This is a genomic window from Pelotomaculum isophthalicicum JI, assembly GCF_029478095.1.
Taxonomy (GTDB): Bacteria; Bacillota; Desulfotomaculia; order Desulfotomaculales; family Pelotomaculaceae; genus Pelotomaculum_D; species Pelotomaculum_D isophthalicicum.
In genome coordinates, this window is sequence record NZ_JAKOAV010000051.1 from 1 (window position 1) to 14,470 (window position 14,470).

A 14,470-nucleotide genomic window follows, 5' to 3' on the forward strand; every position below is an offset into this window, starting at 1 on the left:
CAAACTCTGGCCAATTTATTTTAAGTATTTCTTTTATTTTCGACGAATATCTCATGTTTAAATGTTACCATATTATGGTCTCACCGGGTACCCTCAAAAATGTATACTTTCCTAAACAAGAACAAATTCGCTATTAGCGACCTTTGGGCATTCAACGCGGCTCATGTTCGGCTCCTAATTTCCTATAATAAAAAACGAGGAACGGTCTATCGTTGCCGCTCCTCGTTCATAACTTATTATTTTACCTGGGAACTAAACCTGTCAATCAAATGAAAACTTGCATTCTATTACCTTTCCTTCTTTTAATGAATTCATCACGTCAATCACCCGCTGGTTGCGAGAACCCCGGAATGGCAGTTCCAGATCCTTCTCTGCCATAATAAACGGGCCGTCCACAATATAATCCGACGCCAGCAGCAGTTCCTTCACAGACTGGTGCAAATCAGCAAGCGCCAAGAGCTTTTCCCAGGTATAACCTGTATAAGTGATTACATCAAGCCCCAACATTTTGACTTCACGACCTATCCAAGACAGAGGCAACGCTTGAAGAAAAGGTTCGCCCCCGGAAAAGGTAACCCCTTTAATCAGCTTTGTGGCTTTAATCTGTTCAAGTAAGTCCTCTGTCTTAACAAGAGTGCCGCCTGCCGGGTCCCACGTGTCAGGATTGTGGCAGCCCGGACAGCCTTGTTCACAACCCTGGACAAAAATAACAAACCGCAGCCCCGGCCCGTCAACCACACTCTCTCTAACAGTCCCGGAAATCCGCAATTCCATGCACATCACATCTTTCATTCTGACTCCTGACTACTGACTACTGATTACTTCTAAACTAGTTATACCGGTTTGCAAATCTGAGTTATCTGCAATTTTCCATTCCGTAGCATCTTACCCCTTGCCACCGATAAACCGTTTATTACAAGTTCAACATTACCGGTTTTAAACGGCATGTCTATTTCATTGCCGACATGTAACCTGGCCACATCACCCATCGTCCATTGAAGCTTACCTAAAGTAAACAAGACTTCTGAAGGAACGGCCAGAGCACCCGCCAAGTTCGGCATTTCCTGGAATAACACCTTTGAAGTCGCCTGTCCGGCCGGCGGCACAGCCGCGGCGTCACTGCCGGGTGAGTCAAACATCCCTGCTTTCATTAGAAGAAAGAACGCTTCCTCACGCGCTGTGTCAACATCGGTTATTTGCATAAAAGTAGTTTTAAAAAGATTTCCGATCTTAACATCAAAGCGGGCAACAACTACCGGCTTGTCGGTCGTAAGCGGGGAGTGGTTGGCGGTTAACAGGTCTGGCACCATGCTTGTCCGGGGTGGTTCAATATCGACTGTCACCCCAAAAATATTGGACATGGCTGTTGCCGCCGCGCCAATCATCTGATTCATGACTTCGGTGGCGGCGCTAATTTCAATCTCAGTTAAATTTATTGGATATTGTAATTCCCCTACACCGCCCATCATGATGTCGGCTATTAACGCTATATCCTCTTCGGTAATTACAAGCACATTAAACCCTTTCAAGCCTGCTTTGAAACGAACCTCAATAATCAAATAAGGTGTTGAAAAAGCCTTGAATACCTCTTCCTGGTAACAAACAATCGTCTTCGGATAACCGATGATTACTTCTTTGTTTAACAACTCGGACAAGGTGGTAGCCGACGTGCCCATGCAAATGTTACCGATTTCACCGATCGTATCCAACTCATGCATGGTTAATAATTCTAACGCTTCTTCCTGGATAGGTTTCTCGCTATATTTGTTAAACAACTCGTCGATTTCTTTCTGGGTTAACAACCTTTCACTCATGTGGCTCACCTATCCTTTATGCAACTATTCTAAATATTACCGCAAAGTTATAATAGCATTAGTTCTAACGCACGACAAGTATCTCATGTTCTTTTACCAGCGCTTCCTTAATTGACTACATATGGGTTAACCTGTTCCTTAATTCGGAAAGCTTACTGTCATTAAAGCGGTCGGTAGTGCTCAAATAGCCGGTAATCCGCCGCACCCGGCTGATGGCGGCCGAACCGCAGCGCGGGCAGGTATCCTCGTTAATTACGCTCAATAAACTGCAGTTGGTGCAAAAGTCTACCGGGAAATTTATACCGCCGTATCCCATATCGCATTCACGCATGTGCCTGATGATCGCCTCCACGGCCTCCGGGTTGTGCACCGGGGGTGAAGCCATTTCCACATAACTGATGTGACCGGCGTTGCAATACTTGTGATATGGCCCCTCGAGCTTAATTTTGTCATAAGCGCTGATTGGCTGGTCAACGGGAATATGAAATGAATTTGTATAGTATTCTTTTGTAGTTACCCCGGGAATAAGCCCGAACTCCTTACAATCCAACCCCACAAAACGCCCGGAAAGTCCCTCGGCCGGTGTAGCCAGCAAAGTGTAGTTCAAGTTATACTTCTCGCAAGCCTCGTCAATGATGGAACGCATAAAGGCAACGATCTCTTGGCCAAGAGCCTGCGCCTCCTCGTCCTCGCCATGATTACGGCCCGTCAGCGCTGTCAGCGCTTCGGCCAGGCCAATAAATCCCACGGAAAGAGTACCGTGTTTGATAGCCTCTTCGATCAGATCGTCCGGCTTTAATCCTTCTGAATCAAGGTAGAGCTTCTGTCCCATGATGAACGGCATATCTTTAACTCTCAATTTTGCCTGCACCGTATAGCGGTGGTATAGCTGCCGGATAGCCAAATCCATCACACCGGACAGTCCGCGGTAGAAATCGTCCAGGTTCCGCTCCGCTTTGATCGCCACCCGGGGCAAATTTATGGTGGTAAAAGACAAATTACCCCTGCAGTCGGTAACCTCCGGGCCGCGCCTGTTGGCCATGACTCTGGTGCGGCAGCCCATGTAGCTAACCTGGGAACCATACTGGCTGTTAAAAGAAGAATCCATGAAACTGAAAGTGGGGTTCAGCCGTTTGCTGGCAACCCTGATCGCTAACTGGAACAGGTCGTAGTTAGGATCGCCCGGGTCCAGATTAATTCCTTCTTTGACTCTGAAAATGATATTTGGGAAAATCGGGTTTTCTCCTTTGCCCAGGCCGGCCTCATAGGCCAGAAGAAGGTTTTTCACCACACGCCGGGCAGGCTCAGACGTCTCCGTCCCAATGTTCAGGCTGGAAAAAGGCACTTGCGCTCCCGCCCTGCTATGCATGCTATTTAGGTTGTATATCAAGGCTTCCATAGCCTGGTAAGTTTCAAAATCGGATGCGTCCGCCACATATGGTGCGATATCCCGGTCAAAGAAGGCGAACGACTGGCCGCCGTGCATGTCGTTCTGGGAACTCTGCAGGATTATCGTAGCTAGGGCCGTTGCCGTCCCGAGCCGTTTAGGAGGCCGGATATAACCGTGCCCGGTGTTGAATCCTTCCGTCAATAATTTATTCAATGGTATTTGCAGGCAAGTTAGTGTCTTCCCGTAAAAATCAAGATCATGTATATGAATATCCCCTCGCGAGTGGGCTTGTGACATTTCCTCGGGGAGCAGCCTGGTTAAATAATACTTTCTGCTGGCCGCGCTGGCAATTTGGAGCATTTTAGCTGAAGGAGAGTTGCTGATGTTGGCGTTTTCCCGGTTGGTTTCCTCCAGAATTTCCTCCACAGCGTCCATCAAATCGCCCTTGGCCTCCCGGATGCGCGTGCGCCTGGCCCGGTATAGTATGTAGGCTTTCGCGGTACGCGCGTGGCCTGCTTCAATTAATACTTTCTCCACAATATCCTGTACATCTTCCACTCCGAAAGTTTTGCCGTTATATTGCTTCTTTAGCAGTTTTAATACTTCAATGGTCAGTTCCATAGCGGTCTGACGGTCTTCACCGCCAACTGCCCGCGCGGCTTTGAAGATGGCGTCCGTAATCTTTGTTTCGTCAAACGGAACCTCCCGGCCGTCACGCTTCTGGACAGTTTTAAACATAGTTTGCTGGTCCTCCTTTTAGCTGTTACCTTTTTTATTAAGAAGATTCTTCAACTCTTCCATAAAACTTTCTGCATCCCTGAACTCACGGTAGACTGAGGCAAAGCGGACATACGCCACCTCATCAAGGCCGCGCAAGCTGTCCATCACCAATTCACCTATATATGTGCTTTTTGCTTCCGTCTCCATAGTGTTGCGCAGTTCCCTTTCAATACCTTCGACGATAGTTTCAAGCTTTTCAGTGGAAACCGGCCTCTTCTGGCAGGCTTTTAGCAAGCCCTGCAGCAGCTTCTGCCGGTTAAAAGCCTCCCGTCGTCCATCCTTTTTCACCACCTGCAGCGGAAGCTCGTCTACTCTTTCATAAGTTGTAAATCGCTTCCCACAGCTGCCGCATTCCCTGCGCCGGCGGATTGAATGCCCCTCCACGGTAGGCCGGGAATCAAGCACCCTGCTGTCACCGAACCCACAATACGGACACCTCATATTTTTTCACCTGACCATTACCGCCTGCGGACGATTTTACCCGTTTAATCAAGGTTCACCCTACTTATCCACAGGATATTGTATATTCAATGCTAACATTGTACAATATCTTGATTAAGAACACAAAAAGACTGTATCCGGTAAAAAACAAAGAAAGAGACATTTAAGTCTCTCTATCGCTTTAAAGGTAAAATTTTCACATAAAATGGTATGGATTATAATAATTAAAATAATATCCGCTAGGTGTCCGGTTTGTCAAAATTATAGTTTGGAGCTGTTCATGTTATACCTCTAAAAGTATTAACTTCCACCAGTATAACATCCATTCCAATTTTTTTTATCTTATCCCATGGAACGATAATTTCCTCTTCTTTACCGAGGAAACCCAAGAATCTCCCCCCATTTAACCCGGGCAGGATAATCGCATCGATCCTGCCTTCCTCCAAATCAATATCAATATCTTTGATCACGCCAAGCCGCCGCCCGTCCACTATATTAATAACCTCACGCATCCGTAATTCAGAAATTTTAACCATACCGGCACCTCCCTCTATATTTATATGTGCAAGTGCCGCAGCGCTGACCAAAAAATTTAGGCAGCTTTAATAAAGCCGCCTAAAAAATTCTTTTTAAATAATAACCGGGAACTAATCACATGAATTTACGCATATGGTTTAATGCCGCCTTTTCAAGCCGTGACACCTGCGCCTGTGATATACCGATTTCCTCGGCCACCTCCATTTGAGTCTTCCCTTCATAAAACCTTAAGGTGAGAATTAATTTTTCGCGGTTGCTTAATTTCCTAAGAGCATCCTTAATGGTTATGTCCTCAAGCCAGCTCTGATCCATATTTTTCTCATCGTGAATCTGATCCATCACAAAAATAGTGTCGCCACCGTCGTGATAAACCGGTTCGAAAAGGGATACCGGCTCCTGAATAGCATCAAGCGCAAAAACAATCTCCTCACGGGGCATCTTTAACTCACCGGCAATTTCGTTGATAGAAGGTTCCCTGGAGTACTTGTTTACCAGCGCGTCGCGCACCTGAAGCGCCTTGTAGGCCACATCACGCAATGATCGACTAACCCGGATTGGGTTGTTGTCGCGCAGGTAGCGGCGTATTTCCCCAATAATCATAGGCACAGCATAGGTAGAAAATTTCACATTCTGAGACAGGTCAAAATTGTCAATGGCTTTCATCAAACCGATGCAACCTACTTGAAATAAATCATCAACGTATTCTCCCCTGTTATTGAAGCGCTGGATCACACTAAGCACAAGCCGTAGGTTCCCATTGATCAACTGAGTACGCGCGGAAATCTCACCTTTATGCATAGACTCAAACAATTTCCTCATTTGACTTCCTGTTAGCACCGGGAGCTTCGATGTATTGACCCCGCAGATCTCTACCTTGTTGACCAGCATGGACATCCTCCCATTCCAGGTATTGTCGGGAACGAAGCAACAAAGTCCTGTCCTCGTACATTATTACCACGGAATTACCGGAATATACATTGACGTCCTGTTGGTTTATAATCTAAGGATTCTTACTCCATACGGTGAATCTCCTTCTTTAACCTTTTAATAATTCTTTTTTCCAGCCTGGAAATATAAGATTGAGATATACCTAACAGGTCAGCTACTTCTTTTTGAGTTTTTTCCATTCCGTTATTTAAACCGAAACGCAGTTCCATAATCTTGCGTTCACGTCCCGAAAGCCTTTGCAGAGCCAGGTAGAGGAGCTTCTTATCCACTTCATCTTCTATATACTTATAAATAATATCGTTTTCCGTGCCCAGAACATCCGACAGCAGCAGCTCATTGCCATCCCAATCAATGTTCAGCGGTTCATCAAAAGAAACCTCTGTGCGAGTCTTGTTATTCCTTCTCAGGTACATCAAAATCTCGTTCTCAATACAACGGGACGCGTAAGTGGCAAGTTTAATCTTTTTCGCCGGATCAAAAGTGTTAACGGCTTTGATCAAACCAATTGTTCCTATAGAAACCAGGTCTTCAATACCGACTCCTGTGTTTTCAAATTTACGCGCGATGTAAACAACCAACCGCAAGTTCCTTTCGATCAGCACGCTTCTTACCGCGGCGTCTCCGGACTCAAGCCGGTTGATTAAAAAAGATTCTTCGTCCATGGTTAGAGGCGGTGGCAATGCCTCACTGCTTCCGACATAGTAGATACGGGGCCGGTACCCGACCCGCAGCAGGAAGCGCAGCAGCGCCAAGCGAACATACCATATTTTTATCCAGAATTTCCTCACAGGCCAATCATCCTTGCTCTCATTTTTTGTTTATCCTTCATGAATTTCCAGGAGGCGCGGATGCAATAAAGCGTTATATGAATTACCCGGGTCTATCTTTTTATGGTAAATTGCGATAACAACTTTTTTGATTTTCACCAGGCGCTCGTGGTGCTTAATAAACACTTCATCCGGTCGGAACCCCACCATCAAACCGCTGGATTGACCCAGTGAGAAAAAAGGAATAACGCTGAATCGCGATCTCCAAGGGCTATCACCAAGGGAACTGAGAATATGCCATACATCCGGCTCATCGGCTTCATCAAACAAGACCTGCACTTGAGCAGGTAAGAGCGGCTTTAGAACACCATATTCCACCACAATTACCGCCCTTTTTGTCATCGGATCAGTTAGCTGGTTGCCTGTGTCTAGAAAAGCGTCAACCTGGACTTGTATTCCTTGAGATTTTATAAATAAGCCAAGCTTGAATACTTTTTCTATAATACGCTTCTTAAGTAAAATACTTATCACCTTAACCAATGAACCAAAAGCGATTACACCCAGTAACAGACCGCACCAAAAATTATTTGATATTATCAAACTGATGCCGTTTATACTGGAGATCCGGGCTGGCTGAAGATAAAAGATTATTCCGAAAATCAGTCCGCCAAGAACAAAAGAAGTAAGATAAAAAATACCCAAGCAAGTTAAAAACTTTTTCGGCTGGAGCGGTGCAAAAGTCAGCGCGATAATCAAAACAGAAGCTATCATCTTGAACCATACAGTCAACAGCAAGTTGTATCCAGGGATAAATAAAGCAAGCGCATAAGCAGCTCCCAATGCCGCCCCGGCGGCCAGGCGGCCTTTACCGGCCGGTGTACGGCTGAGCTTAGCGGTAGCCCAAAGAATTGCGTAGTTCATTACCAGGTTGCCGAAAAAAACTTGGTCGAGATACACTGTATAAAGCAACATCGCCCGACCCCTAACACTGGTAGGAAAATAAATACTCGTTACCAGTATATTACTTCAATTAAACCTTTATGACAGGCAAGTAAAATGATAACAGCCCTGACCTAATTATACATGGTCAGGGCCCAGGAATTTGTCGGGTCTTGAAACGATACGATATTTTTTTCTAAGAATTTATTACTGATATCACCGGTTTGCCATCAATAATTTCTCCAATTTCAGCTCCCGCCACTCCTTCCGCCAACAAACGCTCTGTGAAAATTTTTGTTTTGTCCCCTGGAACAGCCATCAACAGACCACCTGAAGTCTGAGGGTCGGCTAGAATAAGTCTGTCGGCATCTTCAATGCCGCTTTTCCATTTTAGAAAATCGCTGAGATAATTCAGATTACGATAAGCGCCTGCCGGGATAATACCCATACCGGCGAGGGATCGCGCCTGCTTCAAAACAGGTATGTCCGGAAGCCGAAGCCTCGCCCCCACACCGCTTGCCGTCAACATTTCATAGAGGTGCCCTAATAGTCCGAAACCGGTTACATCTGTACACGCGTTTACACCTATCTCAGTCATAACCCGGGCGGCACGGTCATTTAGAGTCGCCATCAATTCAACGGCATGTTGATAAGTCGAATTGTCAATCAAATCTCCTTTGAGAGCCGTTGTTACAATACCTATGCCAAGTGGTTTGGTCAGGATCAGGGTATCTCCCGGTCGCGCCCCGGCATTTTTTACAATGCGTTCAGGATGGACCACACCGGTTACGGCCAGTCCATATTTTAGCTCTTCATCTTCTATGGTGTGCCCGCCGGCTGTAATCGCCCCCGCTTCTTTTACTTTTTCGGCACCGCCCTTGAGGATCTGCACCATAACTTCCAATGGTAAAGTTTTAGTTGGAAAACCGACTATATTTAAAGCTAATAACGGTTTCGCGCCCATGGCATAAATATCGCTCAACGCGTTAGCGGCTGTTATCAATCCGAATGTATAGGGATCGTCAACTACCGGTGTAAAGTAGTCTACTGTTTGCACTATCGCCATATCATCATTTAGCCGGTATACAGCCGCGTCGTCAGAGGTGGAGGAACCAACCAACAGGTCCGGATCTTCAACTTGTTCTAACTGGCACAGTACCTGCGCCAGGTCACTGGGACTGAGCTTGGCCGCTCATCCGGCGCAACTGGCCATTTGAGTCAGGCGATATTTTTCTTCCTGCATTTCATTCCCCCCTCTCCCGCTATATATAAAAATTACAAGTAGCCAGAATTCAGTAGTCAGTAGTCAGAATATTTAAAGACAGTAAAATACATTTTCCCATTCTGACTCCTGACTCCTGACTCCTGACTCCTGACTCCTGACTATTATTTTACACCATTTAGAGATTATAAACATCAGCAAGGCCATGCTTTTCAATATAGTAAAAATTAAGCAATAAGCAAAAACCCCTACCTTGGTAGGGGCATTCACTATACCTAATATTTTATCGCCGCCGGAGAAAAGCGGGAATATCCAAATCGTCGTGGTTGGTGAATGGTTTTATTTCCAACTCAGTTCTAACCCGCTCTTTTTTATGGCCCATCTGATCAAAACCTGTCGCGATAACCGTTACTCTTACTTCCGCTTCCATATTTTCGTCAATTACAGCGCCAAAAATAATGTTAGCTTCCGGATCAGCAGCCTGAGCGATTATTTCTGCCGCCTCATTTACTTCAAACAAGCCCAGAGAAGCACCGCCTGTAATATTTAATAGAACACCCCTGGCTCCTTCAATGGAGGTTTCCAGCAACGGGCTGGAAATAGCAGTGCGGGCCGCCTCGGTAGCCCGGTTGTCACCACTGGCGACACCAATGCCCATCAAGGCGGAACCCGTTTCCTTCATGATCGTCTTCACATCCGCAAAATCCAAATTAATTAGTCCGGGTACGGCAATCAAATCTGATATGCCTTGGACACCCTGACGCAGCACATCATCCGCGATACGAAAAGCCTCGACAATAGATGTGTGTTTTTCTATCACCTGTAATAACCGGTCATTAGGAATAGTAATCAGCGTATCAACTTTGGTCTTTAATGTTTCAATACCGCCTTCCGCCTGATTTGCCCGCTTGCGTCCTTCAAAAGTAAAAGGCTTGGTTACCACCCCGACGGTCAGAGCGCCCAATTCTTTAGCAACTTCAGCGACAATGGGCGCCGCCCCGGTGCCGGTACCGCCTCCCATACCGCAAGTGACAAAAACCATATCTGATCCTTTTAAAGCCTGTATTATTTCATCACGGCTCTCTTCAGCCGCTTTTTCCCCTATCTCGGGGTTGCCGCCTGAACCCAGACCTTTTGTCAGCTTAATACCTATTTGGATTTTTTGGTTGGCCTGTGCCAGGTGAAGGGCCTGAGCGTCAGTGTTAACAGCAATAAACTCAACACCCTTTAATCCGGCGCTGATCATCCGGTTTACCGCGTTATTTCCACCACCCCCGACACCTATAACCTTTATATTTGCAAACTGATCAAGGTTGAGTTCAAAATCAAGCATGCCTTAGCCTCCTCTACAGACGTATATATAATTAATTAAATTTACCTTTGCCTTTACGCTGTCATAATACGAAGCCGTACTTAACAAGGCCAAAGGCGTTCGCATAATGAGGACCCAATTCCATTCCGCTTTCTTTAGGTATACCTATCCTCACCGGAAGCCGCAGACTGTTTTCAACTAACGAGGAAAGACCGTCCATATTAGCCACCCCTCCGTAAAGTACGGCGCCACCAGGCAACTGACCTGGATAAGTAAATTTTTCCACCGCGCCGGTAACCATTTCTAAAATTTCTTTAACCCGGGCTGTTATTATTGATTTTACCAAATCAGCAGGGATGTTCACAGCTTTTTCCTCATCAAGCCTAATAATTTCTATATACCCTTGCCCAGCCTCTCTGTTATTAGTGGATTGTCTTAAGATTTCCCTGGCTTGTGCAAGGGAAGTATGTAAACATATGGCTAAATCGGTAATAATGTGCTCGCCGCCTATAGCCAGAACTGCGCTTTCCCGAATTAGCCCCCGGTCGATAACGCTCACCGTCGCAGCTGTCGCGCCAATATCAATAAGCAATGTTCCAAGTTCCTTCTCGGTCGGGCTTAATAGTGCTTCTGCGGCCGCCAGGGGACTGTAAATAATATCATGTGTTGCAAGACCGGCCAAGCGGGCGCTCTCAATAATGTTATCAAAATTACGGCTTCCGGCAGTTATTACGCGCGCCTCAGACATGAGCCCCGATTCTAAAAAGCTAAGCATGCTAGGTGTGGAAAGAACCGCCAATAGCTTTTCTCCATCCGGGATTCCGTGTGCCGCAATATCCTTTAACTGGACCCTTCCGCTAAAACGTTTTCCCGCAGTTAAAGCAACCTTGCATTCTCTCGTTGTTATGGATAAACCATTATAACCGACATAGGCCGGGAGCGCTCTCACGCCCGTCACTTTCCCCGCTTTTTCTAACGCTTGTTTGATAGATATAGCTGCCGCTTTAATATCAACAATTGAACCTTTCTGTACACCCAAGGCATAACTTTCGCCTACGCCGACTACCCGCAACAGGAAATCGTTATCAGCCTGAGCAATCACCACCGCTGTTTTTGAACTGCCTAGATCAAGACCAACCAGCGTAGCAGGATGTCTTTTGGCCAAGAACGGAACCTCCCGACCGGCTTACTTGTTTTGCTAAGATTCCATGTTTAAGGAATTCCACATGGAATACAATTTCCCTTTTTGATAAATCACTTTTTTAACAAATGTCTACGGATAATTGCAAGATTTTGAAAAAGCCTGACGCCAAAGGCAACTACAGCGGCCAGGTAAAGGTCAATTCCTAATCGTTCACCTATAAAGGCCAGGCCCGCCGCCAGCAATGCGTTGCTAAAGAAACCGGTAACAAAAATTTCGTTGTTGAAGTGGTCTTCCATAGCCGCACGGATGCCTCCAAATACTGAATCCATAGCAGCCAGAGCTGCCACTGAAATATATTTGGCATAGGCTTGAGGTAATACTAGAGGAATGTTCAACCCGACCATGATTCCCACTCCCAGGCCAAATACCGCCAACCATAGTCCCAGCCACATAACAGATCACCCTCTTTGCGTTGGTCTGGCATAATCAAAATGCAGATCGCCGGTAAAAGCAGGTATTACTATATTATCCCTCGCCTCCACTTTTACCGTTATGCGATCACTCAAGTTTTCTACAAGCCCCCCCTTAATTTCCAAGCTGCTTTTTAATGTTATGGCATTTCCAATGGCAGTCACCTGATAAGGAGCGGTGAGTTTGGTCAGATTCACATTAATGTGGTTTCCGGCCTGGCGGACCTCGCTGGTCGCAAGAATCCGTTGATTATTCACGGCGATGGCTTCCGCCCCGGCGCCGCGTAAATCATTAATCACTTTCAGCAAGTCGTAATCTTTAACAGAGTAAAGATCAGGATTCCCGCCCGGCCTGGCGTTTTCGGGGAGGTTGTCTAAAGTCACCTCGACGCCGGGACCTTCAACTTTTGTTAGTCCGGCGTAAAGTCTTATTTTGAACAACTCGCTGTTAAAGGCGTCATTGGCTTGGGAGGAACCTTTACCTGCCTCTTCAAGTTTGGCCGTCAAGTCGCCCGCTTCTTCACGGAGTTGAGTCATATCTTTTTGCAATTGACGCTTCTCCATGGTTAATTCCTGCTCACGGCCAGAAGGCACTCCGCGGTCGATACCGCTGGCAGTTCGAAATTGAAATGCGATAATTAAACCCAGTATGATTGAAACTAAAGCAACAGAAAAATAAATTGACTTGTTCAAAACAACTCTCTCCTAACCGGCTGCTTTCGCGTATTCAAATTTGATCCCGCCACTGTACGCCGGCACGGTAACTTGCGCTAGTTTTTTAACTGAAACTTGAATTCCCCAAACCTGGAGATCCTCTGCCACCCCGCCCTTCATTTTCAGAGAATTCTCCAAAGTGTCCGGATTGCCGATTGCTGTAATTACATATGGCGGCGCCAGGCGTTTACTCTTGTTCAAAACAATTGTCGGGCCCGTACACCTAACCTCGGTGGTAGCCAGCAGTCTTTGACCGTTGATGGATACTGCCTCAGCTCCGGCCGCGTTTATTTCATTTAAGACCTTTAGCAAATCCTCATCATGCAACACATAAAGGTTAGGATTTTGTCCCGGGCGGAGAATAATATTGCTGTCATTCAGAGTAACCTCAACCCCTGGCCCGCTCAAATCGGAAACACCTGCTTCCGCTTTGGCTTTCTCCAGTTCATCCTTCAGATCCGGGCTCTGGGGAGTAGCGCTATCCAGCTCGGCACGCAAGGTGTTAACCTGGGTCTGAAGCGCTTCGTGATCATTCTTCATCTGGCTTACCTCGGTCGACAGTTCCTGCACTCTCTGCACCGATTCAATACGTTGGATTTCTTTAGTAAAGCGAAACTGGAAAGCTAGCATTAATCCCAGAACCAGACCTATTACCGCAAACATCCACTGATAGTATTTCAATTTCACCACCCCTCCTTAAAACCAGGGTATTTCAAAAATGAGTATTCAGGAGTCAGTAGTCAGTAGTCAGAATAAAAGAAAATTTATCGTCTTAAAAATATTCTGCCCTGAATATAATTCGTTACCATTATCGTCCATCTGATGGTAAAGCGAAGCCATGGGAGTCTGACTACTAATTTCTGGATTCTGAATCCTAAAAAAGAATGGTTTATCATCTTGAAATATTCTGAATTCTGACTCCTGACTCCTGAATACCTGAATAGTCACAATTGGTTTATCTATGTTTGCTAATACTTTACCACAGGTTTTCCCACACTCGTGAGGTCTATATATTTAACCTTAGCCCCCTGTTTTTGCATTTCCTGTAAAATCCGTGCCAATACTACTCCTTTTTCCCGGATATCAACAGCCTCCCCCAAGCGGCATTGAATGCGATCCAGTGTATAAGCCTTGATCTGGCCATTCTGGTCTACATGAACCTCTGATAGTTTGTTAATCACCTCATCCGGCAGACCGCTGGTCATCATCAAAGCATCCTCCAGATGCTCTGCTTTAACCCTCTCCCCTAAGCCGGGCGCATCTACTTTTATACCTGTTATTATTGGTATACCGGGAACGCCTGACCCGGCCTTCTGAAGACAAATACCTTCCTCATCCACTTCAACAAAACTATTTCCCACGGGTAAAAGCCCTAAAGGACGACGTTCTGTAACATTAATCAACACAGTTGAAGGCAGTACTCTGGTAACACGCGCATCCTTAATCATAGGCATCATTTTTAATTTGTCAGCCACAGCCGCCAGATTAATTTTAAAAATATTAATACCCATATTTATATCTGCTTCAGTTCGAATATTTTCCTCAGCAAGGTACAGGTTGCCCCGGATAACAACCTGCTTTATTTCAAACAGCGGCGATTTCAAAAAAACATATCCCGTTATTAAAACCAACAGTATAAAAAAAAGACTTTCAAACGGATTCCATTTAATTCTTTTTCTACCACTATGAAAAATGACCTTCAATTGCTGCTCACTCCAGTGGCATATTACCTAATCATACTCCAATATAATTATAGCAACTGTTTTCCCCTTGTCCATGGCTCTCTAAGTTTTATTTAAATAATTTCAACATTTAAATAGTATTGTCCGGCGCCAGGCTATTTAACCATAGTCTGTCCTTCAGATAATCGGGTCTTTGACACTTGCGACCTATATAGAAATCTCTACAAGCCTTGAAAATAGGGCTTTTTTTATTGGAAAAATGTCAAATTCCCTCCGATAAATAGTGCGTAATTTTGCGTAATGTGTTATA

General features: G+C 45.6%; 15 protein-coding genes. All 15 read right to left on the reverse strand.

What is annotated here, in order from left to right:
- Positions 1 to 261 precede the first annotated feature (261 nt).
- Positions 262 to 774, reverse strand: coding sequence for a 4Fe-4S single cluster domain-containing protein (locus tag L7E55_RS16445; protein WP_277445447.1), 513 nt, complete (start codon positions 772 to 774; stop codon positions 262 to 264).
- Positions 775 to 833: 59 nt separating this feature from the next.
- A complete protein-coding gene (gene fliY, locus L7E55_RS16450; protein ID WP_277445431.1) occupies positions 834 to 1,814 on the reverse strand; it encodes a flagellar motor switch phosphatase FliY in 981 nt (326 codons plus the stop codon).
- Between the two features lie 115 nt (positions 1,815 to 1,929).
- Complete coding sequence (gene nrdD, locus L7E55_RS16455; RefSeq protein ID WP_277445433.1) at positions 1,930 to 3,942, reverse strand: anaerobic ribonucleoside-triphosphate reductase; 2,013 nt, start codon at positions 3,940 to 3,942, stop codon at positions 1,930 to 1,932.
- Between the two features lie 18 nt (positions 3,943 to 3,960).
- Entirely contained in the window at positions 3,961 to 4,425 is a 465-nt protein-coding gene (nrdR, locus tag L7E55_RS16460; protein ID WP_277445435.1) for a transcriptional regulator NrdR, read from the reverse strand.
- 278 nt (positions 4,426 to 4,703) lie between these two features.
- A complete protein-coding gene (locus L7E55_RS16465; RefSeq protein ID WP_277445436.1) occupies positions 4,704 to 4,961 on the reverse strand; it encodes a YlmC/YmxH family sporulation protein in 258 nt (85 codons plus the stop codon).
- 115 nt (positions 4,962 to 5,076) lie between these two features.
- Entirely contained in the window at positions 5,077 to 5,850 is a 774-nt protein-coding gene (gene sigG / locus L7E55_RS16470) for an RNA polymerase sporulation sigma factor SigG (RefSeq protein ID WP_277445437.1), read from the reverse strand.
- Between the two features lie 122 nt (positions 5,851 to 5,972).
- The gene (gene sigE / locus L7E55_RS16475; RefSeq protein WP_420852067.1) at positions 5,973 to 6,677 is read right to left on the reverse strand and encodes an RNA polymerase sporulation sigma factor SigE; all 705 of its coding nucleotides are present in this window, start codon (positions 6,675 to 6,677) and stop codon (positions 5,973 to 5,975) included.
- Positions 6,678 to 6,728: 51 nt separating this feature from the next.
- A complete protein-coding gene (spoIIGA, locus tag L7E55_RS16480) occupies positions 6,729 to 7,649 on the reverse strand; it encodes a sigma-E processing peptidase SpoIIGA (protein WP_277445439.1) in 921 nt (306 codons plus the stop codon).
- A gap of 163 nt (positions 7,650 to 7,812) precedes the next feature.
- Positions 7,813 to 8,859: a selenide, water dikinase SelD gene (gene selD, locus L7E55_RS16485; protein ID WP_277445440.1), complete on the reverse strand. Its 1,047-nt coding sequence runs from the start codon at positions 8,857 to 8,859 to the stop codon at positions 7,813 to 7,815.
- Positions 8,860 to 9,121: 262 nt separating this feature from the next.
- On the reverse strand, positions 9,122 to 10,171 hold the full coding sequence (ftsZ, locus tag L7E55_RS16490; RefSeq protein WP_277445441.1) for a cell division protein FtsZ: 1,050 nt from the start codon (positions 10,169 to 10,171) through the stop codon (positions 9,122 to 9,124).
- A gap of 61 nt (positions 10,172 to 10,232) precedes the next feature.
- A complete protein-coding gene (locus tag L7E55_RS16495) occupies positions 10,233 to 11,315 on the reverse strand; it encodes a cell division protein FtsA (RefSeq protein ID WP_277445442.1) in 1,083 nt (360 codons plus the stop codon).
- 89 nt (positions 11,316 to 11,404) lie between these two features.
- On the reverse strand, positions 11,405 to 11,746 hold the full coding sequence (locus L7E55_RS16500) for a small basic family protein (RefSeq protein ID WP_277445443.1): 342 nt from the start codon (positions 11,744 to 11,746) through the stop codon (positions 11,405 to 11,407).
- A gap of 6 nt (positions 11,747 to 11,752) precedes the next feature.
- The gene (locus L7E55_RS16505) at positions 11,753 to 12,457 is read right to left on the reverse strand and encodes a DUF881 domain-containing protein (RefSeq protein ID WP_277445444.1); all 705 of its coding nucleotides are present in this window, start codon (positions 12,455 to 12,457) and stop codon (positions 11,753 to 11,755) included.
- A 12-nt stretch (positions 12,458 to 12,469) separates the two neighbouring features.
- Positions 12,470 to 13,165, reverse strand: coding sequence for a DUF881 domain-containing protein (locus L7E55_RS16510; protein ID WP_277445445.1), 696 nt, complete (start codon positions 13,163 to 13,165; stop codon positions 12,470 to 12,472).
- A 281-nt stretch (positions 13,166 to 13,446) separates the two neighbouring features.
- Positions 13,447 to 14,082, reverse strand: a complete 636-nt coding sequence (locus tag L7E55_RS16515) for a cell division protein FtsQ/DivIB (protein ID WP_277445446.1) — start codon at positions 14,080 to 14,082, stop codon at positions 13,447 to 13,449.
- Positions 14,083 to 14,470 lie beyond the last annotated feature (388 nt).

Bases quoted from the DNA above. Each gene is read 5' to 3' on its own strand.
- L7E55_RS16445 (WP_277445447.1), bottom strand. From the start codon at position 774: ATGGAATTGCGGATTTCCGGGACTGTTAGAGAGAGTGTGGTTGACGGG.
- fliY (WP_277445431.1), bottom strand. From the start codon at position 1,814: ATGAGTGAAAGGTTGTTAACCCAGAAAGAAATCGACGAGTTGTTTAAC.
- nrdD (WP_277445433.1), bottom strand. From the start codon at position 3,942: ATGTTTAAAACTGTCCAGAAGCGTGACGGCCGGGAGGTTCCGTTTGAC.
- nrdR (WP_277445435.1), bottom strand. From the start codon at position 4,425: ATGAGGTGTCCGTATTGTGGGTTCGGTGACAGCAGGGTGCTTGATTCC.
- L7E55_RS16465 (WP_277445436.1), bottom strand. From the start codon at position 4,961: ATGGTTAAAATTTCTGAATTACGGATGCGTGAGGTTATTAATATAGTG.
- sigG (WP_277445437.1), bottom strand. From the start codon at position 5,850: ATGCTGGTCAACAAGGTAGAGATCTGCGGGGTCAATACATCGAAGCTC.
- spoIIGA (WP_277445439.1), bottom strand. From the start codon at position 7,649: ATGTTGCTTTATACAGTGTATCTCGACCAAGTTTTTTTCGGCAACCTG.
- ftsZ (WP_277445441.1), bottom strand. From the start codon at position 10,171: ATGCTTGATTTTGAACTCAACCTTGATCAGTTTGCAAATATAAAGGTT.
- L7E55_RS16500 (WP_277445443.1), bottom strand. From the start codon at position 11,746: ATGTGGCTGGGACTATGGTTGGCGGTATTTGGCCTGGGAGTGGGAATC.